The 23,217-nt window shown below is 71.4% G+C and carries 3 protein-coding genes (2 of these 3 running past the window's edge); all 3 read left to right on the top strand.

Annotated features, from left to right (window positions below):
- Tightly spaced (each overlapping or abutting the next), the 3 genes in view from LY13_RS00335 to LY13_RS00345 form a layout consistent with a single transcriptional unit that may run on beyond the window.
- Window positions 1-18,927: the 3' portion of a non-ribosomal peptide synthetase gene (locus LY13_RS00335; protein WP_253826076.1), read on the top strand. It extends 4,941 nt beyond the left edge of the window; the window shows 18,927 of its 23,868 coding nt (coding positions 4,942-23,868); its start codon lies off the left edge, out of view; the stop codon is at window positions 18,925-18,927.
- Complete coding sequence (locus LY13_RS00340) at window positions 18,924-22,967, top strand: beta-ketoacyl synthase N-terminal-like domain-containing protein (RefSeq protein ID WP_253826077.1); 4,044 nt, start codon at window positions 18,924-18,926, stop codon at window positions 22,965-22,967. The genes LY13_RS00335 and LY13_RS00340 overlap by 4 nt, the downstream gene beginning before the upstream one ends.
- A protein-coding gene (locus LY13_RS00345) for an SDR family NAD(P)-dependent oxidoreductase (RefSeq protein ID WP_253826078.1) crosses the window boundary here: on the top strand, window positions 22,964-23,217 show its start. It continues 7,141 nt past the right edge of the window; the window shows 254 of its 7,395 coding nt (coding positions 1-254); the start codon lies at window positions 22,964-22,966; its stop codon lies beyond the right edge, outside the window. Before LY13_RS00340 ends, LY13_RS00345 begins: the two co-directional genes overlap by 4 nt.

Below are 23,217 nucleotides of genomic sequence, written 5' to 3' on the forward strand. Positions count from 1 at the left end.
GGGGTGACCTCGGCGCCCGCCGGTGAGGAGTCGGGCGTCTCGCAGTCCCCGGCCCCACCGGCAACGGCCGAGCCGGATCCGGGTGCGCCCTCGGCGGGACCGGAGTGGTATCCGATGTCCGAGGGCCAGCGCGCGCTGTGGATCGTCGAACAGACGGCGCCCGGGAACGCCGCCTACAACTTGCCGATCGCAGTGTGGCTGGACCCGGCTACCGACCTCGAGGCCGTGCGGACCGCGTTGGAGGACCTCGTCGCCCGCCACCCGGCCCTGCGCACCACCTACGGCAGCGCGAGCGACGGGACACCGATGCAGTGCGTCCACCCCTCGATGCCCATGGAGTTCGAGGTCGGGCGCATGTCGGAGGCCGACGCGGGCCGGCTCTCCGAGAGGCTGCGAGGCAGTGTCCGCAAGCCCTTCGACCTGGCCACGGGTCCTCTTCTGCGCGCCGGCGTCTGGACAGTGCCGGACGGACGACACGCGTTGCTGATCACGGTGCATCACGGCCTGTTCGACGGCACGTCGATCGCCGTGCTGCTCGACGAGTTCGCCGACGCCTATGCAGCGACCACGGGACGTTCCCGGAGACCTCGTGGCAGACCGGCGGCGGAGTACCGCGACTTCGTCGACTGGCAGCGGTCGATGCTCGACGGTCCTCGCGGTGCTCGGCTGCGGGAGTTCTGGCAGGCGAACGTCGTCGACGCCGAACCGCTCAGGATCGCCACCGACCGACCTCGTGCGGAGGTGCCGTCACTGGACGGCGCGAGCACCGAGCACGTTCTCGACGCGGCGTTGCTCGACAGGGCGAAACACTGCGCGGCGGCGGCGGGCGTGTCGGTGTTCACCGTGCTGCTGACCGCATACCTGGTGACCCTCGAACGGCACGGCACACAACGGCGGCTCACCGTCGGTACCCCCGTCGCGGGGCGGCCCGAAAGCCGGTTCGCCGACACGATCGGGTACTTCGTCAACCTGGTACCGGTCACCGTCGAATGCCGCGAGGACGACACCTTCGCGGAGTTGTTGGCACGGACGAGAAGTGCCGCGCTCGACGCCGTCGAGCACGGCGATTACCCGTACCTCCGCATCGCAGAGGCGGCGGGCGGGCCGATCGTCACGACTGCGTTCTACTTCCAGAACTGGTTGGACACGGGATCCGGGGACTCACCCGTGCGAGGCCTGGTGGGCGGTGTCCACCAGGAGGGCGAGTTCGAGCTGACCGCCGATGTGGTCGAGCTCGAATCGGGATGCACGCTGACGATGAAGTACGACCCGGCGTTGTTCGACCGCTCCACCGTGGACGCGATCGCGGAACGCTTTCACGTGGCGCTCGACGCCTGCGCGTCCGAACCGGACCGCGAGCTCGCCGAACTGGACGTGCGGACCGAGGCCGAACGTGCCGCGATCGCCGGCGAGCATGCCGGTGCGCGCCGGGACTACCCCCGGGAGCGTACGGTCGTGGACCTGGTCGCCGACCGTGCCGACCGTCATCCCGACCGTGCGGCCGTCGTGTCCGGCGAGCACGTGCTCACCTACGGCGCGCTCGTGTCGCGCGTCGGCGATCTCGCGAGCTGCCTCACCGAACGTGGGATCGGCCGGGGCGACCGCGTGGGAATCCTGGTGGAGCGATCGACGGACCTGGTCGTATCGTTGCTCGGCGTACTCGCTGCGGGCGCGGCGTATGTGCCGCTCGACCCGGGCTACCCGGCCGAGCGCCTCCGCTACATGGCCACCGACGCAGCGCTCGCCGCCGTGGTGAGCGGTGACCCGGCCGCGGCGCCACCCGTCGACGTTCCGGTTGTGCACGTGGCGGCGCGCGCCGCGACGAGTGCGCCGGCTACGTCACCGCGACCCGAGCCCGGCGACGAGGCCTACGTCATCTACACCTCGGGATCGACGGGACGTCCGAAGGGCGTGCGCGTCGGGCACCGGGCCCTGGTCAACCTGCTGTGGTCGATGGCCGACGAACCCGGATTCGGCGAGCACGACCGCATGTTGGCGATCACGACGGTGTCGTTCGACATCGCGGCACTGGAATTGTTCGTGCCACTCGTGACCGGCGGCAGTGTCGAGGTGGCACCTACGCCCGCGACCCGCGACGGGTTCGCACTACGGCGTGCCGTGGAAACCGGCGCACCCACGGTCATGCAGGCGACGCCCGCGACGTGGCGGATGCTGATCGCCGCGGGGTGGGACGGCGACGACAGGATCAGGGTCTTCACCGGCGGTGAGGCGCTCGACGAGGAGACCGCCGGCGCGCTGCTGAGCCGGTCGTCCGAGGTGTGGAACCTCTACGGCCCTACGGAAACGACGATCTGGTCGTCGGTCGCCCGGGTACACGCGGGAGAGCCGGTCCGGCTGGGCCGTCCCGTCGCCAACACGGTGATCCATCTGCTCGACGACGAGGGCCGCCCGGCGCCCGCCGGAGTTCCGGCGGAACTCTGCATCGGCGGGGACGGGCTGGCGGCCGGCTACGTCGGGCAACCGGATCTGACACGACAGCGGTTCGTGCCGAACCCCGTCGACCCTGCGACGTCGCCGCGGCTCTACCGCACCGGCGACCTCGCACGGCGGACGGCCGACGGGTCGATCGAGTACCTCGGCAGACGCGACTCCCAGCTGAAGATCCGGGGGCACCGTGTCGAACCCGGAGAGATCGAGGAGGTGGCGCGGCGACTGCCCGGCGTCGCCGACGCCGCGGTGGTCCTCGCGCGGATCGGCACAACAGGGGAGGCGTTGCGGTGCTTCTACACGCGGGACGAGGGTGGGCCCGCGCCCGACCGTGGCGCCTTCGCGGACGTCGTGCCGGATTACATGGTTCCGGACGAACTGATCGAACTCGAGGCGCTCCCGACCACGCTGAACGGCAAGATCGATCGGGCCGGCCTGAGCTCGCACCGTGGTCGACGCAGCGAGGTCCCCACGCCGCGTACCGGGGCCGATGCATTGTCCGGCGAGGTCGGGGCGATCGTCGCGGATCTGCTGGGGCTGGATGGCGAAGACGTCGATCCCGACGACCGGTTCGGCGCCCTCGGTGTGGACTCGGTACGGCTGACCGAGCTGAGCGCACGTATCCGGGAGAACTGGGGCGTCGAGATCGCACCCCCGGCGTTCTTCCGACACCCGACGGCGCGAGCCGTTGCGGCGCACCTCATCGACACCCGGCCCGACGTGTGCGCGGTGGCGGACACGGCACGCGCCCCGGAGTACGCGCCGGCGGAACCGCCGAACCCCGGTGCCATCGCCGTGGTCGGCATGGCGGGTGTGCTGCCCGGCTCCTCGGATCTCGACTCCTTCTGGGAGCACCTCGTGGCCGGGGACGACCTGGTGACCGAGACGCCCGTGGAGCGGTGGGACTGGCGCGAGCTCGGCGCCCGTCACGGCCGTCACGTGGGTCGGGTGGCGCGATGGGGCGGATATCTCGACGACGTCGCGGGTTTCGACGCGGCGTTCTTCGGTGTTTCGCCGCGCGAGGCCGAATTGATGGATCCGCAGCAGCGGCTCGTACTGGAGACCGTCTGGAATGCGCTCGAGGATGCGGCGCTGCGGCCGTCGGACCTCGCGGGCAAGCGGGTCGGGGTGTTCCTCGGCGTGTCCGCCGTCGAGTACGCGGAATGCCAGCGCGGTGCGGGCAGGGCCGTGGAGGGGCACGCGGCGACCGGCGCGGCACAGTCGATCGTGGCCAATCGCGTCTCGTACTTCTTCGATTTCCGCGGCCCCAGCGTCACGATGGACACGGCCTGCTCGAGTTCGCTGACCGCGGTCGCACAGGCCGCGGCATCACTGCGGACCGGGGCGTGCGACCTCGCGATCGCGGGCGGCGTGAACCTTCTGCTGTCGCCCGAGGTGTATCTCGCGATGGCTGACGGCCACGTTCTCAGCGAGACCGGCCGTTGCCGGACCTTCGACGGAGCGGCCGACGGGTATGTGCGGGGCGAGGGGGCGGGCGTCGTCGTCCTGCGGGATCTCGCGTCGGCGGAGCGAGCGGGGGACGTCATCCACGCCGTGGTGGAGGGCGTCGCCACCGGACACGGCGGGCTGAGTTCGTCGCTGACAGCGCCGAACCCGGACGCTCAGGCCGACCTGCTCGTCCGTGCCTACCGGGACGCCGGACTGCGCGCAGTCGATGTGGATTACCTGGAGGCACACGGCACCGGAACCGAACTCGGCGATCCCGTCGAGGTTTCCGGCATGACCGCGGCTTTCGAGGAGCTGGGCGCGCGCCACGGCGCCGGACGGCCCGAGACCCCGTGGTGCGGCGTCGGTTCGGTGAAGTCCAACATCGGCCACCTCGAGACCGCTGCCGGAATAGCCGGGCTGTTCAAGGTGATCCTGGCGATGCGGCACGGGATGATCCCCGGGAACCTGCACTTCTCGACGCAGAACACGTACCTCGAACTCGACGGGGGACCGTTCCGGGTCGTCGCCGAACACGCGGCGTGGCCGCGGGACGCGGCCCGCAGGCGCGTGGCCGGGGTGAGTTCGTTCGGCGTCGGCGGGTCCAACGCCCACGTCGTGGTGGCCGAATCGCCGCAGCTTGCGGGCGACGGTGCGGACGCACCCGGCCCGCTGGCGTTCCCGCTGTCCGCACGCACCGGCACGGCGCTGTCCCGCCGGGCCGGTTCACTGGCCCGGTTCCTGGAAGGCCCCGGCGCTGACGCGGCCCTTTCCGACGTCGCACACACCCTTGCCACGGGCAGGGAAGAGCTGGCGGAACGGGCCGTGATCGTCGCTTCCACCCGGTACGAGCTGATCACCGAGCTGACCGCACTGGCCGAGGGCCGGGACACCGGCAGGGTCGTGCGGGGCACGGCGGCGAAACGGAACCGCCGCAGGCCCACCACGGACGAGGGTGGCGCCGGCACTGCCGAGGATCTCGCGCAGCGCTGGGTCCGAGGCGAGCCGGTCGCGCTCACCTCCGGGGTGCGCGGCCGCCGCATCGCCCTGCCGGTATACCCGTTCGAACACACACGCTTCTGGGTGGAGGCGGACCCGGCCGAGGAGTGCCCCACCGGCAGCGCCCCGGTGGGGACGGCGGGCGCGCCCCAGTCCTCCACGGCACCTCGCGCCGTGCCGCCGGGCTTGCCTTCCGCGCTTCATCCCACGCTACTCGACCGGAACGTGTCCACACTGGATGGAATCGCGTTCGAGAAGTACCTGACCGGAGACGAGTTCTACCTCGCCGATCACGTCGTGGCCGGCGACGCCGTGCTTCCGGGCGTGATCCCGATCGAACTGGCGCGCCTCGCGGGCGAGCACGCAGGAGTCGGCGACGTTCGCGCGATCGCGGGTCTCGGGTGGGGCAGGCCGGTGCGGCCCGGACCCGACGGGGCGCGCCTCCAGGTACGGCTCGAGCCTGCCGTGGGCGATCACGTGCCGTTCCGGATCGTCACCTGCGAGTCCGATGGCGATGTCGAACACGCTGCCGGATCGTTGGTGCGCGGTGAGCGCACCGCCCCGGAAGACCTCGACATCGGCGCGATCCGGGCGCGCTGCGTGACCGTACGCACCCGCGACGAGTGCTACGAGAGGGTGAGCGCACTGGGTTTCGAGTACGGCCCGAGCCTCCGTGCGATCGAGGAGATCCGACACTCCGAGGGCGAGGCGCTCGCGACGCTGGTGCTCCCGGAATCCCGTACCGCGGACCTTGCGACGTACGTGTTCGAACCGGCCTTGCTCGACGGCGCTCTGCAGACGGTGGGCTGGATCGTCGACGCAGCCGCCGCCGGTGACACCGGAGGGCGCCCTGCGCCGTATCTGCCGTTCTCGATCGACGAGGTCCGTTCCTTCGGACCCTTGCCCGAACGGTGTTTCGTGCACGTGTCGCGTGTGCGCGCCGCCCGGTCGGTGCAGGTGTTCGATGTGACCCTGACCGGTACCGACGGCACGGTCGTGTGCCGGCTCGCCGGGTTCGCGTTGAAGTCGACGGCAGGAGAAGCGGATTCCGTCCCGGCCGAGGGGCCGGTGCACGCGTTCGTGCCGGTTCGACGCGCGGTGCCGGAACGACCGGCCCCGCCACCGGGCACCGTCGTGTTCGTCGGTGGCGCGCGGCCGGAGCTGTGCGCGGCGGCCGCACCGGCCAGGGTGGTCGAGCACCGGGCGGGCGCGCCGATGGAGGACCTGGTCGCCGGATTGGCCGACGCACCGGCGCCCGTCGTGTTCGTGCAGCACGCCGTGACCGATGGTGACCTGGAGGACGCCGTCGACGACGGTTTCCACGCCGCGCGCGAGCTGGCCGCGGCGTGGATCGCGGGCGGCAACGGACCCGCGCGCTGGCTCTATTCGTACGACCTGGACGGGCCGCATGCGGAACTGCACGGTGCGATGGCGGGATTCGCGCGGTCACTGCGGTGGGAGTACCCGGAGCTGGCCATGCGGGTGGTCGGTTACCGCGGTGACGCCGTGCGGCTCCTGCCCGCCGAGCTCGTCGACGATGGCCCCCTCGACGTCCACATCACCCCGGAAGGGCGGTCGGCCTCGTCGTGGCGGCGGATCGCGTTGCCCGCGGCCGGGTTCACCCCGGCCGGCGGAGGGGTGCATCTCGTCACCGGCGGTACCGGAGCGCTCGGCCGCGGGCTGGCTGCATGGATCGGTGAGCACGACCCCGAGGCCACGGTCGTGCTCGCCGCGCGCAGCGAACCGGAGGAGGGGACGCTCGCAGCCCTACGGCGGACCGGCGTCGACGTGCGCTTCGTGCAGGCCGACATCGGGACGCGGGACGGCGTGCGGACGGCGGTGGCGTGGGCGAGAGAGGCCGGTCGCCTCGTCGGTGTGGCGCACTTGGCGGGCACGCTGCGCGATGGGTTCTTGCTCCGCAAGACCCGTGCGGAAGCCGACGAGGTGTTGCGGCCCAAGGTTCTCGGTGCGGCATGGCTCGACCACTTCACCCGCCGTGACGAGCTGGACTACTTCGTCACGTACTCGTCGACCGCGGCGGCGTACGGCAATGTCGGCCAGGCCGATCACGCCACCGCCAGTGCGTTCCTCGATGGGCTGGCCCGCCGACGCGCAGCTCGAGCGGAGGAAGGGGAGCGGTCCGGCGTGAGCCTGTCCGTCGAGTGGCCACTGTGGGCCGACGGTGGCGTGACGGCCGACTCGCAAGTCGTCGAGGCCATGACGACACGCTTCGGGCTCCTCCCCATCCACAGTGGACCCGCGATGGCCGCCCTCGGACGGGCTCTCGGCAGCGGAGCGGCCGAGATACTGCTCGCGCCCGGGGACCCCGACCGCATCGTCGCGAGCGCGGGCGGCGAGCACGCGGACCCCGGCTCCGCACCCGGGCAGGCAGGGCCGGCAGCTGAGGCGGAGCCGCCCGTGCGGCCGGCGGTGTCGTCCGGGCCGTCCGATGGCGGCGACCTCGCCGAGCGTGCGGAACGGTTCCTGGCGGGACTGCTCGCCGAACAGCTGAAAATGCCCGCCGACGACCTGGACCCGGAGGAGGAGCTCGACGGCTACGGAGTCGATTCGCTCATCGTGATGAGCGCGACGGCGCAGTTGGAGCAGCACTTCGGCGCCCTGTCGAAGACACTGTTCTTCGAGTATCTGACGCTGCGCGAGCTCGCCGGGTACTTCGCGGCGCACCACACCGCCGCGTTGACCGAGTTGCTCGACGGAGCCGCGCACTCCGACAGCGCGGACGGCGCCGTCGCTGTTTCCGGTAGGACCGAAGGCTCGGCGGCTCGCTCCGACCGAAACGAGCCCGTGGCAGACCCGGCGGACGCGGTGGATGCGGAGCCGCCCGCCGCCGAACAGGAACATCCGCCCAGGAGGAAGACCGTCGCGGTCGCGCAGCACTCCGCGGACACGACGGCGTCGGTGACCGTGCCGGTGCCCGGCGCGGCCATCGACGACTCCGGTGGGGCCGCGGACGACCCGATCGCGATCATCGGCGTGGCCGGGCGGTATCCCCAGGCCGACGACCTGTGGGAGTTCTGGGAAAACTTGCGGGACGGCAGGGACTGCGTCGAGGACGTCCCGCCGGAACGGTGGGACCACGGACGCTGGTACGACCCGGAGCCGGGGACCGCGGGCAAGACCGCCACGCGTACCGGAGGCTTCCTCCGTGACGTGGCGGCGTTCGACCCGATGTTCTTCCGGATCTCTCCGGTCGAGGCCAGGCACCTGGACCCACAGGAACGGATCTTCCTCGAAACCGTGTGGCACCTGCTGGAGGACGCCGGGCGCACCCGCGCCGAACTCGCGTCCGGACGGACCGGCGTCTTCGTCGGGCTCATGTACGGGCACTATCAGCTCTACGGCGTCGACGCGGCGCTGCACCGCGGCGGCATCGCGACCTCGTCGTCGTACGCGGCCGTCGCCAACCGGGTCTCCTACTTCTACGGACTGACCGGGCCGAGCATCGCGCTGGACACGATGTGCTCGTCGTCGCTGGCCTCCATCCACCTGGCGTGCCAGGCGATCCGGACCGGTGACTGCGACGTCGCCATCGCGGGCGGGGTCAACATCACGAGCCACCCCGTGAAGTACCTGCAGCTCTCACGGAGTGGATTCCTCTCCGAATCCGGGGCGTGCCACAGCTTCGGCGAGGACGGCGACGGGTTCGTGCCCGCGGACGGATCGGGTGCGGTCCTACTCAAACGACTGTCCCAGGCCGAGGCCGACGGCGATCGGGTGCTGGCCGTCGTCCGGGGATCGGCCGTGAACCACGGCGGTGCGAGCAAGGGGTACAGCGTCCCGAACCCCAAGGCGCAAGGGGAACTGGTCGCCGACGCGCTGACGCGTGCGGGTGTCGATCCGTGCGATGTCGACTACATCGAGGCGCACGGCACGGGGACCTCACTCGGAGACCCGATCGAGATCAGCGGGCTGTCCCGCGCGTTCGGCGGACCCGCCTCCGCAGGCCGCGCAGTGGGCACGGTGCGATCCGATCGCACCATTCCGATCGGATCGGTCAAGTCGAACATCGGCCACGCCGAGTCGGCGGCCGGGATCGCCGCGGTGACCAAGGTCCTTCTGCAATTCCGCGAGCGGACACTTGCTCCCTCACTGCACTCCGAACGGCTCAACCCGGACATCGACTTCGCCGCGACACCGTTCCGTGTGCAACGGGAGGCGGCGCCGTGGATCGCACGCACCGGAGTGGACGGGCGCGAGCTGCCCCGCATCGCCGGGATCAGCTCGTTCGGTGCCGGCGGCAGCAACGCCCACCTGATCCTGGAGGAAGGTGTGTCACCCCACCGTGCCGAGCCCGACCGGACCGGGCCGTTCCTCGCCGTGCTGTCCGGGACCACGGCGGACCGGATGCATGCGAACGTCGAGCGGCTCGCGGACTTCCTCGAGGGGCCGGGACGCGAAACCGATCCGGCCAGGCTCGCGTTCACCCTGCAGGCCGGCCGTGAGCACCTCAAACACCGTCTTGCGGTCGAGTTCGCCGACGTCGCCGACCTGGCGCGGGAACTGCGTGCCCACCTCACCGGAGGCGGATCGGCCGTGACCGGTGTCGCCGACAGGTCGGCGGCGCGCGGGTCCGTCCCCGACCGCTGGGTCGACGGGGCCACGGTCGACTGGCGGGCATCGTGGGGGCCGGTGCCGCCGCTGCCGGTGTCGTTGCCGGGCTACGCCTTCGAGCGCGACCGGTGCTGGTTGCCCGAGGCTGCAGCGGACCTCGCGGGAACCCGGGTTCCCGCCGAGCTCGGTGAGACCGGAGACGCCCGGTCCGAGGTCACGATCCCGGGCGGCACCGCACCGGTCGGCCCGGCAGCGGAGTCGGGCCGACCGCGAACCGGGTTCCGGGAGGAGACCGCCGTGTCGATGGCGACGGGTTACGTCGCCGGCCACCGGGTCGACGGCCGCGCGCTGATGCCGGCGCTCGGCTACGTCGAGCTGGTCCAGTCCGTGTTCGGCGCGCGGGGCCACGGTCCGGGGAGTCTGCGCCTCACCGATCTGACCGTGGTGCGGCCGCTCGTGGTGACCGACGTCGCACCGGTGCGGCTCACCGTCGACGCCGAGACCGGGCACGGGACCGGCTGGACCGTGACCGTCGCCGACCCGGACGGCCCGTATGCGACGGTGCACGTGGACCACGACGACGGAGGACCGTCCGCGACGCTCGACATCGCCAGGGCGCGCGAGACGGCGGTGCGCCGCACGTCGCTGTCCGATGTGTACGACGCGGATGCAGCCTCGGGCCAGTCGTACACCGGAGCCGCCAGGGCCTCCGGTGAGATCTGGGACGGTCCGGGCGTGCTGGTGGTCGAGCTGACCGCGCCGGCCGGCGCCGAGGATCATGCCTTCGACCCAGCCCTGCTGCTTGCGGGGGCGGTGGCTCCGGGGGGTCTGCTGTCGGACGGGCCCGCCTCCTTCTTGCCCTTCCACGTGGCGGAGTTCCGGGCCCACGGCTCCCTTCCGACCCGGTGCTACGCGCGCATCGACACGTCCGCGATACGACGCGCCGACGGTCTGATCACCCTGGACATCGGCTTCCACGACGAGCAGGGCACCGCCGTGGCGGAACTGACCGGCCTGTCCAGCAAACTGCTCGACGACGGCAGAGAGCCGACACCGCATCACGGCACCGCGGTGGGCGTCTCCGCGCCCAGCGCGGCGGAGACCCTGGTTCAGCGTGTGCTGGCCCAACGCCTGCAACGGGATCCGGGTGAGTTGGATGTGCGGGCGGGGTACTTCGACCTCGGCATCGAATCGGTGAAGGTGCTCGATCTGGTCGCGGCTGTCGAGGAGCTGGTCGGGGAGAAGCAGGATCCCACGCTGCTGTTCGAACACGCCACCATCCGAGCGCTCACGGCCCACCTTGAACCGCGCTACCCACAGGTGTTCGCGGCTGCTGCCGTGACCGATGGGCAAGGCACGGCGGCCGACGCGGTGGCAGCGGCCGTCACCGGGGACGGTGCGCCCGGTACCGGTGGGTCGTCACCGGGTCCGGAGGACGCGGACCGGTGGGTTGCCAGGAACACCCTGTCGCGGCTCCGGGACCTCGGCCTGTTCGCGTCGGGAGCGGAACCACGGGACGGACTGGCTGTGCGGCACGGCGTCGTGACGAAGTACCAACGGTGGCTCGACGAGGTTCTGCGTCTGTGCGAGGACGCGGGATTCGTCGGCGGCGGGGACCCGGTGGAACTGCGTGACGCCGGACGGGCGGCGCTGGCCGCCGAGTCGGAGCCGGACTGGGCCCGACTGCGTGAGGCCCTGGCAGCGGACGACTACTGGCATGCGCAACTGGCACTCGTCGAGGATTGCATCGCCGCTCTCCCGGAGGTGCTCACCGGGAAGCGGCCGGTCACCGAGATCCTCTTCCCCGGCGGGTCGCTCGACCGTATGACCGGTGCGTACCAGGGCAACGACGTCGCCGACGGACTCAACCGGACCGTGGCCGAGACCGTCGCGGCGTTCGTGAGCGCCGGTGACCGGCCGATGCGGGTCGCCGAGATCGGGGCGGGCACCGGCGGCACGACAGCGGTCGTGCTGCCTGCACTCGACGCCGTCGGTGGACCGGACGAGTACTGGTTCACCGATCTGTCCCCCGCATTCCTCTCCAAGGCCGAGGACCGCTTCGGTCCCGGCCGCGACTATCTCCGGTACGGACGCTGGGACGTCGAACGTGCGGATGCGGGCACACAGCTCGGCGACGGTGGTCGGTTCGACGTGCTCATCGCCTCGAACGTGCTGCACGCGACGAAGGACCTCCGCCGCGTCGTCGCGAATCTGGCGGAGGCACTGCGGCCGGGTGGACTGCTCGTCGTCAACGAGGTCACCCGCAAGTCGGCACTGTTGACGTTGACGTTCGGACTGCTCGACGGCTGGTGGCTCTACGACGATGCACGCCTGCGGATTCCCGGTGCCCCGTTGCTCACGGCGGACGGGTGGCACCGGCTGCTCGCCGAGCACGGCTTCGGGGAGATCTCCCGGCCGGACGCGCACGACGGTGCGTTCGCCGAGGTGATCACCGCGACGGCACACACCCGTACCGCCCCGAGGGTGCGGCTGCTCGCCGAACAGTGGGAACCGGCCGTGCCCGGGCAACAGGAATGTGAACCGGGCGAGGTCCTCGTCGTCACCGGTGACGGCGGCGCGGCGACGGCGCGACGGCTGGCCGAGACGATGCCCGGTGCGACCGTGGTGCGGACCGAACGACTTCGTAGGCAGGAGGAGGCCGAGCCCCGCACGGCGGAGACCGCACGCACCGTGGTGGATCTGACCGGACTGGACGCAACCGGCACGGCGTTGGAGCTCTGGTGGCCGTGGGTGCAGCGGGCCTGCGCGACGGCGGAGCGGATCATCGGTGTGACCAGAGCGGATTCCCACGATCGCCACGCGAGCCGGGTCGCGGGTCTCTACGGCATGCTCGGGCACGAGGTCCGCAGGGTCGAGACCACGCACCTGGACCTCGAACCCACCGCACCGGAGGAGGCTGCGGAACGGATTCTCACCGAACTGTGCGCCGCGGCGCCCTCGTCCCGGGTCCGCGTGAACGGTGGTGTCCGGACCGTGCCGACCCTGCGGCGGGAGGAACCTCCCGCCGCAGGGTCGCCGCCGACGTTCGCCGACGAGGAGACCCTCGTTGTCACGGGTGGTACGCGGGGCGTCGGCCTCGCCGCGGCCCGCCACGCCGTGACGGCCTGGGGCGTACGGTCGTTGGTGCTGATCGGCCGTGACGAACTTCCGCCCCGTGCCGAGTGGCCACGGCGCGCAAGGGTGGACGATCCGCTCGGACGGAAACTCCGTGGGCTGCTCGATCTGGCGGCCACCGGGGTACGGCTGCGGGTCGAGGCCGTCGACCTGGACGACGCTGCGAGCGAGGACCGGCTGCTCGAACTGTTCCGGGAGTGCGGCCCGATCGCCGGGGTACTGCATGCCGCGGGGGTCGTCGACGAGCAGACGCTGTCCTTCGCCCGCAAGACCGCAGCCGGCGTGCGGCGGGTGCTGGCGCCCAAGACGGACGGCGCCGAGATCCTGTTGCGGGCTGTGGCAGGCCAGCCCGTCCGGTTCGCCGTGCTGTTCTCGTCCGTCGCGTCGGTGTTGCCGGCACTGGCGGTCGGCCAGAGCGACTACGCGATGGCGAACACTCACCTCGACCGGCTCGCGTGCGCACCACGGCCGTTCCCTGTCGTGAGTGTGCAATGGCCCAGCTGGGACGGCCTCGGCATGGGGGCGGCCGGAACCGGGCCCGCCTACACGGCGGCCGGGCTGGCTCCTCTCGAGGTGGCCGAAGGTCTCGGCGTCCTCGACCGGGTTGCAGCCGGGGGCACGGCCCCGGTGGTGGTGCCCGTGGTTCCCGCTGATGAGCGCCCGCTGTCGCAGCTCGGTGTGCCGTCGGTGCCGGAGCGGCCCGCTCCGGCACCGACACGGCCCGACGCCGCGGGACCGGCCCGGACCGGGCACGGCGGTGCTGTGGACGGTGCCGCGGCCGAGTCCGCCGCGGCCGCCTGGCTGCTGGACCTGATCGCCGAGCAGCTGGATTTCGACCGGGACCGCCTCGATGCGGACACGCCCGTCCAGGACTACGGAACGGATTCCATCACGCTGGTCGAACTCACCCGCGCCGCGGGAGGCGAGCTCGGCGTCGAACTCGACCCGTCCGTCCTCATCGAACACCCGACGGCGGCCGGCTTCGCGGCATGGCTCGCGACCGCGCACCCGGAGACCGTGGCGGAGCGGTTCGGCGACGCGGGTGCGGCGCCCGCCACCGCCCCCGCAGTGGCTGTCCCGTTGAGGACGCCGGCCGGTGCGGAGGTCACGGTGCCGGCCGAGCCCGGCCCGCGGCCGGGTGCGGGCGGTGTGGACGTCGGTGCTCGGCCTGACGACCTGGCGGTGATCGGCCTGTCGTGCCGGTTCCCCGGGGCCGCGGGGCCGGAGGAGTACTGGCGACTGCTGGCGGAGGGCCGTTCGGCCATCGCACCGGTGCCGCCGGGACGGTGGCCGGGTGAGGAGAGCGGATTCCACGCGGGGCTGGTGTCGGAGGCCGATCGGCGATTCGACCCCGGTTACTTCGGCATAGCCGACACGGACGCGGCGGCGATGGACCCGCAGGGGCTGTTGCTGCTCGAGGAGACGCTGTTCGCCTGGAACGACGCGGGATACCGGCCGGACGAGCTGAAGGGCAAGGAGATCGGCGTCTACGTCGGCGGCCGTACCGCGCGACTCCCCGCAAGGGACAGCGTGCTCGAGAGCCGGAACCCGGTGGTGCTCGGGCAGAACTACCTGGCGGCGAACGTGTCGCAGCACTTCGACCTGCGTGGGCCGAGCATCGTGGTCGACACCGCGTGTTCGTCGGCCCTCGTCGCGCTGAACATCGCCGCACAGGCACTGCGTTCCGGCGAGTTGGAGGCCGCGGTCGTCGGCGGCGTGACCCTCATCGAGGGCGCCGCCGCACATCAGGTCTTCCAGCAGCGCGGACTGCTGACTGCCGAGCCGGAGTTCCACGCTTTCGACCGGCGCGCAGGCGGGTTCGTGCCCGCGGAAGGCGCGGGTGTGGTGATCGTCAAGCCTCTCGCCGCGGCGCGCGCCGACGGCGACCGCATCCTGTCCGTCGTCAAGGGGATCGCGGTCAACAACGACGGGCGCACGGCGGGCCCGGCGACCCCGAATCTCGTGACCCAGCAGAGCGTGCTCTCGCGCGCCCTCGCTGCGAGCGGACACGAGCCGGACGACGTCGGTTACGTGGAGGCGAACGCGTCCGGGTCCCAGGTCGTCGACCTCATCGAGCTGAAATCCGTGCGGTCGGTCTACCGCGCGGACTCCGATGAGCCGTGCGCACTGGGCTCGGTGAAGCCGAACATCGGCCACCCCCAATGCGCCGAAGGTATCGCAGGGCTGATCAAGGTCACGATGATGCTCGAGAGGGGCACGCGGGTTCCCTATCTGAGCGGCCAGGAGCCGCCGGAACACGCCGACCTCGAAACCTCGCCGTTCCGCTTCGACCGGGAACAGACGCCGTGGCACGGGCCACGGGTGGCAGCGATCAACAGCTTCGGCGACGGCGGGACGAACGCCCATGTCGTACTGGCCGCGTGGGCCGGGAGTGGGGGGACACGCAGTCCGTTGCCGCGACCGGAGTTGAACCGCAGGCCGATCCGTTCGACCGGCCTGCCACTCGGCCCTGCACCGGAGTGCGGTGCCGACCCGGGCGGGCAGGCTGTGGCCACTACGACCGCGCCCACCGTGGAACCGGTCGCCGTGATCGGCATGTCGGGCCGCTACCCGGGGGCCGCCGACCTCCGGACTTTCTGGGCGAATCTGCTCGACGGCGTGGACAGTGTCACCGAAGTGCCCGCGGACCGGTGGGATCCCCGGCGCTTCGAGAACGTGCGAAGCGCCACCGGTCGTCCGGTGTCGTCGTGGGGAGGCTTCGTCGAGGACGTCGACGCCTTCGACGCCTCCTTCTTCCGCATCTCGGCGGGCGAGGCCGCGGTGCTCGACCCGCAGGAGCGCCTGTTCCTGGAGACGTGCTGGGAAGCGATCGAGGACGCGGGACACACGCCGGAGACGCTGTGCCCGCCGGACGGAGCATCGGGCAGGCGGCGAGGCGGCGTGTTCGCGGGCGTAATGCACAAGGACTATCCGTTACTCGGTGCGGACAATGCCGCACGGGGCGGCGCACCCGTGCCGATCGGGCTCAGTCAGGGACAGGTTGCCAACCGGGTGTCGTTCTTCTGCGACTTCCACGGGCCGAGCCTCACGGTGGACACGCTCTGCTCGTCGTCGCTGACGGCCGTGCATCTCGCGGTGCAGAGCCTCCGTGCGGGAGAGTGTTCGGTGGCGATCGCGGGTGGCGTGAACCTCTCGCTGCATCCCGCGAAGTACGTCTCGTACGGACTCGTGAACATGCACGCGACGGACGGCCGGTGCCGCTCGTTCGGCGACGGCGGCGACGGGTACGTATCGGCCGACGGAGTCGGGGCGGTCGTCCTCAAGCCGCTGTCGGCCGCCGAACGCGACGGCGATCACGTGTACGCGGTCGTCAGCGGAACTGCGGTCGGTCACGGCGGTGCGGCGGGAGGATTCAGTGTTCCCAACCCGGCGGCGCAGGCGGCGGTACTGACGGATGCGCTCCGGGACGCCGGTGCCGAGCCCGGAAGCATCGGTGTGCTCGAAGCACACGGCACGGGGACGTCGCTGGGCGACCCGGTCGAAGTGCGGGCTCTGACCGACGCCTTCGGCAGCGACGTGCCCGCCGGATCGTGCTCGCTGGGGTCGGTGAAGTCCAACATCGGGCACGCCGAGGGGGCCGCAGGCATCTCGGGTTTGACCAAGGCGATTCTGCAGCTCCGCCACCGGACACTGGTACCGACGCTGCATTCCGACCGGGCCAACCCGCTGCTGGAACTCGACGGGACGCCGTTCCGTCTTCAGCACGAGGTCGCCCACTGGGCCTCGGAGAACGGGACGCCACGCAGGGCGGGCGTGAGCTCGTTCGGCGCCACCGGCTCCAACGTCCACGTGATCGTCGAGGAACACGCGCACGAGCGGATCCCGGTCGCGAACGGCGGCCCCGTCGTCGTACCCCTGTCCGCGCGCACGACGGACGCACTTCGGGAATCGGCCGACCGGCTGCGCGAGCGGATGTCCGGCGGAACGACGGACCCCGTCGGCGAGGTGTCCCGCATCCTCGCCGAGGTACTCGGCACCGACGCCGCGGCCATCGACCCACTACGCCCGTGGCACGAGTACGGGATCGTGGCCGGCGACCTCGCCAGGATCGCGAAGTCGCTGGCCATGCTGTCACGCACCGGACAAGCCCCCCGGCTCACCGCGGCGGACACGACCGCTGGGGTAGCGGCGACGCTGCCGAGGGACGGCGCGGTTCCCCAACTCTCGGACGTCGCGTACACGCTTCAGCACGGGCGCCCTCAACACGCGCAGCGGGCCGCCTTCGTCGTGTCCGGTGCCGAGGAGCTGGTACGGCGACTCGACGCGTTCCTCGGAGACGTCCGGATCCGGGTGCACGGCGAGGATGCGGATCTGCGGCCCGTGGCCGAACGGTGGGTCGGCGGCGCGACCGTGCCGTGGCCGACGATCCCCGGAGCCCGGCGCACGAGCCTCCCGACCTACCCCTTCGAACGCGAGCGGTACTGGTTCACCGACCACGCCGGTGAGCCCGCGATCGAACCCGGGAACGGCACGTCCGGGTCGGTGGCGCAGGAGAAGCTGTCGGTGCGGAACGCGTCGGGTGACGAGGCTGTGGTCCCGACGGAATCCGCGCGTGGGCTGTTACGCACTCCCGTGTGGACGGAGCGGGAGGCGCCCGTGACTCCGATGTCGCAGTCCGCCGCCGTGGTCGTCCTCGATTCCGGGGCACCGCTGCTCGCGGATGCCGTCGCGTCGCGGCATCGTCGGGATGGTGCCGACGTCGTGCGGTTGACGACCGGTACGGCGAGTGGCCCCGGCGTGGTCTCCGTCCACGACGGGGATCCGTTCCGCGGGGTGTTGGCCGGGATCCCGGCCGTCGACACGGTGCACCTCGTGGTGGGAGCCGAGGACCGGCACGCACGTTCGGACGCCGACGTCCAGCTGCTCGCGGTGCGGCTCGTGCGGGCACTGTCGGCCGTGGCTCGTGGGGACCGGATCGCACTGCACGTAACCACCCACGACACACACGGGCTCGACGGCACGGCGGCGAACGCGCGCGGAGCCGGGCTGACGGGACTCGCGTACTTCGTGGCCGCGCAGGAGCCGCGGTTCGCAGTGCGGAACGTCGACGTCTCGACCGTGGAGGACGACCATGACCGTGTTGCGACGGCGTTGTTGGCCGAGCCCGCCAGTCCTGTGGCAGAACCGACGCTCCTACGGGGTGGACGCCGGTACCGGCAGCGGTTCGACGGCGTCGAACCGCCTGCGGGGCTGCCGGCGCTCCGTGACGGCGGAAACTATCTCATCGTCGGCGGAGCCGGGGTGGTCGGCCGAGCGATCACGCGTCACCTCCACCGGCACTATCGCGCACGGGTCGCCTGGACAGGCCGTCGGCCGGCCGACGACGCGGGCGTTCGCGCGGCCGTGGAGGCGGCCACCGTGGACGGCGTCGGCCCCGTGTACGTCGGGGCGGACGTCACCGATGCGGCGCAGCTGCGGACGGGTATCGACGAGGCGAAGGCTGCTCTCGGGGATCTGAACGGCGTGGTGTTCGCGGGTGCAGCCACGATCACGGAGCAGGCCCGATCACTCACCGAGGTGGACGAGGCCGAGTTCCGGAGGCACTACGACGTCAAGGCCAACGGGGTCGTCCAGATCGCCGCTGCGGTGGCGGCGGAGCCGCTCGATTTCCTGTGCCTGCTGTCGTCGGCGCAGGCGTTCGCGTTCGGGGGCGCCGGTACGCACCCCGCGTATGCGGCGGGCATCACCTTCGCGGATGCGTTCGCCCGCACGATCTCCGCCATGGCGCCGTTCCCGGTCGGCGTTCTCAACTGGGGAGCCTGGGAGTCCTCGTTCGGTACGGCGGCTGCCGACCACCCCGGGGTCGGGTTCCTTTCGGACGACGAGGGAGCGGCCTGTTTCGACGCGGCCGTGCGACTGCTGACGGCCGGCGGTCCTGCGCAGACGATCGGGCTGAAACCGGGTGGCGGAGCCGGGCCGCGTCCGGAGTCGCCGACGCAACAGGTGCCGCCGGAGCCGACGTCCACGACACCGGGGGCCGAAGGTTCTGTCGGAGCGGGGGCGGGTGGCGCCGCGCCGGACCGGGACCGGGAACCGGCGGTCGCCGTCGACCGGGACCGGATCAGGGCACTCGTGGTCCGGAGGCTCGCCCGGGTGCTGCACGTCCCGGAGGACGGACTGTCCTCGCGTGAGGCGTTCGCCGAACTCGGGGTCGACTCCATCACAGGAATGTCTTTCGTGTCCGAACTGGGCGAGGAGCTCGGCCTCGAGCTCGACGCCGCGATCCTCTACGACCACACGACCATCGACAAACTGACCGACCACCTCGCCGACCTGGTCGGCAACTCCACCGGAGGGCAGCGATGACGAGTACCGAGTTCCGATCTGTCGTGGATCGCTACCTCGCCGACGGGGCGGGGCACGAGCAGACGACCCCGGGCGCAGCGAACGCCCTGGACATTGCCGTCGTCGGCATGTCGGGCCGGTTTCCCGGCAGCGATGACGTGACGTCCTTCTGGGAAAGCTTGGCCGAGGGCCGCACTGCGGTCGGCGAGCTCCCCGGCGAGCTCCTCGGCGAGAACGCCCGTGGCTACCGGTGGGGCGGCGTGATCGACGATCGCGAGTGCTTCGACCCGGAGTTCTTCGGGATCGACGAACGCGAGGCCGACTCGATGAACCTGCACCAGAGGTTGCTGCTCGAGGAGGCCTGGCACGCGCTGGAGGACACCGGCATCGACCCCATGTCGCTGTCCGGTTCCGACACCGGGATGTTCGTCGGTTCCGAACCGGCGGGGTACCTGCACGAGTCATTCACCGGCGCGTCGGACGCCCTCGTCGCAGCGCGACTGCCGTACTTTCTCGACTGGCACGGACCGACCTTGGTCGTCAACGCGGCGTGCGCGTCGTCGAGCGTGGCGATCCACCTGGCATGTCAGAGCCTGACCAGTGGTGAGTGCGACATCGCGCTCGCTGCGGGGACGAACGTCGGCCTCAGCCAGGAACCGCTCAACCTCCTCGCCGACATGGGTGTCCTCTCACCGTCCGGTGAGTGCCGCGTGTTCGACAACTCGGCCAACGGCACGATCTTCTCGGAGGGCGTGGCCGTCCTCGTCCTCAAACGACGGTCCGATGCGGAAGCGGCGGGTGACGACATCCGCGGCGTCATCCGTGCCACGGGGATCAACCACGACGGAGCCAGCAACGGGTTGACCGCCCCGAACGGCAAGGCACAGGAACGGCTGATCGACACGGTGTACCGCCGTCACGGTGTCGACGCGTCACGCATCGGCTACGTCGAAGCGCACGGTACGGGCACGACACTCGGTGATCCTGTCGAGGCGAGCGCGCTGGTCAGGGCCTTCGCCAAACACCCGCGCAACCCGGCCGGATGTGTCATGGGCAGCGCGAAGGCGAACATCGGACACACCGGGGCGGCAGCAGGGGCGATCGGGCTCATGAAGGTGCTGCTGAGCATGCGGAACAACCGGTTCCCCGGCCTGCCGAACTTCCGGACGCTGAACCCGATGATCAAGCTCGAGGGATCCGGGATCAGCGTCGACTCGATCGGCAGGCCGTGGCCCGAGACTCCGGGCAGGCCGCGCATGGCGGCGGTGAACTCCATGGGGCACAGCGGAACCAACGCCCACATCGTGGTGGAGGAGTACGTCGCGCGGCCGGAATCCCCGACGCCTGCCTCCGTCCCGGTCGCGGTCCCGCTGTCGGCACGCGACGGTGACCGGCTCTCCGCACTGGCCGCCCGGCTCGCCGACCATCTGGAGTCGGCCACATCGGAGGCAGGCTCCGGGAGCGACGACGGTGTGCGCACACTCATCGCGGACCTGCTCGGAACCGCGCCGTCGGAGATCCGGGGAGAGGACACGCTCGAGGACCACGGTGCGGAGCCGCACCAGCTCGCGCAGTTGGCCGTGCTGCTCTCGCGGCAGGCCGGCCGGGAGGTCACCGTGGACACTCTGTACGAGGCGCCATCCGTCGACGCCCTGATCGCCGAGTTGGCGCCGGTTTCGGAGAAGGCGCGACCGACGTCGACGTGGGAACCGCCCACCCTCGCCGACGTGGCGTTCACGCTCCAGTTCGGACGGACAGCGCTGCCCGAACGTGCTGTGGTGATCGCCGACTCGACACACGATCTCGTCGGTGAGCTGCGGCTGCTCGCTTCGGGGGGCGCAGGCGGCCGCACCGTCCGGGGCCGGGCACGGAACTCGGGGGACACACCCCCGAGCGGCACCTTGCCCGACCTCGCCGCCGCCTGGTGCGCGGGCGCCGCGATCGACTGGCCGGTGACCGGTGGGAGGCGTGTGTCGCTGCCCGGGTATCCGTTCACCCGCACGCGTTACGGTCGCGACCGCATGGCTCCGCGGAGGTCGGCCGCCGAGGGGCCGCCCGGGGCCGGTTCGGCAAGGCCGGAGCCGCTTTCGGTCGCGCTCGCCGCCCCCGACGTCCCTGCCGCTGCGGACGCCGTCGCCGAGCCGGAGGCCGTGACGGACGCAGGCCCGGACCCGGTGAGGGCGCCGGAGTCCACGCAGGAACCGGCTCGGGCCACCGTCCCGCCGAGCCCACGGGCCGGGAGCCCCTCCGCGCTGCGCGAGGACGTGGCTCGGTGGCTCACGAGCGTGGTCGCCGACCAGGTCGGAATCGACCCGGCGGCGATCGACCGGTGGGAGCGGTTCGACGCGTTCGGCGTCGATTCGGTCGTGCGGACGCGGGTGAACCAGCGACTGGCCGAGGCGTTCCCGGCGGCCTCGCGCACGCTTCTGTTCGAGTTCACCACCATCGACGAGGTCGTCGAACTGCTCAGCACCGACTTTCCGGCCGAGTGCCGGTCACTACACGGTGCGGACGTGCGGGTGACGGAGGACGAACCGGCATCGGACGTGGTGACGGCTTCCGGCGGCGGGGATGTCGTGGGGTGGTTGTCGGATGTGGTGGCCGATGAGTTGGGTCGTTCGGTTGGTTCGGTGGATCCGTGGTCGCCGTGGGACGGGTTCGGTGTGGATTCGGTGGTGCGGACGCGGGTGAATCATCGGATCGGGGAGGTGTTTCCCGAGGCGTCGCGCACGCTGCTGTTCGAGTTCTCGTGTGTGGGCGAGGTCGCGCAGAGTCTCGCGGCGGATTTCCCCGACGAGTCCGCCCGGCTCACGGCGGCTATCCCTGCAGTCTCCGGAACCGGAACGTCGTCTCCCGCCCAGGAGCCCGCGACGGTGGTCTCGGCATCGGACGTGGTGACGGCTTCCGGCGGCGGGGATGTCGTGGGGTGGTTGTCGGATGTGGTGGCCGATGAGTTGGGTCGTTCGGTTGGTTCGGTGGATCCGTGGTCGCCGTGGGACGGGTTCGGTGTGGATTCGGTGGTGCGGACGCGGGTGAATCATCGGATCGGGGAGGTGTTTCCCGAGGCGTCGCGCACGCTGCTGTTCGAGTTCTCGTGTGTGGGCGAGGTCGCGCAGAGTCTCGCGGCGGATTTCCCCGACGAGTCCGCCCGGTTGAAGGGTGGCCCCGTCGGGAACGGCACTGCCTCGGCCGTGGCGGCGACGCCGGTGCCGGATTGGCCGGTAGCGCCGACGTGGATCGCCCCCTTTCCCACCCGTGAGACCGGGTTCTCCGCCAGTCGGGTGCTGGTCGACCCCGAGGCCGATCCCGACGACACCGAACTCGTCAGGGAACGGCAGGCGGAGCTGCTGGACGTGTTGCTGGCGGGAACCGACCTCGACAGCACGGGAGGCCTCATCGATCTCCACGGCGTGCGGGGTGCGGCGGGCCTCCGGCTCGCCGGTCGTCACCCGGGGTTGAAGGTCCACGTCCGGGCCGGCGACCCCGAACAGGCCGACATCGCCAGGAGCGCCGCGAAGGAACACGGCTTGGACGGCCGTGTCTCGGTCGAACACCACGATCCTGCAACCGTGACGGGCTTCCACGAGGTCGCGCTCGGCGTCGAAGGCAGTCACTACGTGTCCGACAAGGCTGCGTACCTGACGGGCATCGCCGCGGTGCTGCCCGAAGGCGGAAGGCTGCTGCTCGCCGAATTCCTGGCGGTCGGCTCCGAGGTGTCCGACCGGCGTACCGGAATCGTGCTGTCGACGCGGGAGGACTGGCTCGACCACCTCGCCGACGCCGGATTCGTGCTTGACGAGGTGGTGGATGCGAGCGCGGAGGCCGGTCACTTCCTCGCCGACTTCGACGTCGACCAACACACCGCGGCACTCGCCGACCGGGAGCGGTATCGCTGGCGTTTCCACACCGACCTCGCGGTTCCCCTGGAACGCGGCGCGGCGGCCTACCTGCTGCTCCGGCTGCGCAAGTCGACGACCACCGACGCCGCCGGCCGCCGCTCCGGCAACCGGCGCCGCCTCGCTACGGCAACTCCCTACTCCCAGGCGGTGACCCACCGATGACTTCGACCGTCTCGACCACCCAGGATCCGGCGCTGCTCGCCGACCGGTTGGCCGGTGCCGCCCGCACCGCGCTCGAGGGTGCGGATCCCGGCGCAGGACTCGTCGTCCAACAGGGAATGGACGCGCTGACCGTCGTCGGTAGGCGACTGCTCGCCGGCGCCGTCCGCAGCATGGGAGCGTTCGCTGCGCCGGGGGAGCGGGCAGGCCCCGCCGAACTCGCCGACCGGATCGGGGTCGTCGACCGGCACCG

Origin of the sequence: Prauserella aidingensis, assembly GCF_024171865.1 — a bacterium.
GTDB lineage: Bacteria > Actinomycetota > Actinomycetes > Mycobacteriales > Pseudonocardiaceae > Prauserella > Prauserella aidingensis.

Excerpts from the sequence above, each read along its gene's own strand:
- LY13_RS00340 (WP_253826077.1), top strand. The coding sequence starts at position 18,924 with ATGACGAGTACCGAGTTCCGATCTGTCGTGGATCGCTACCTCGCCGAC.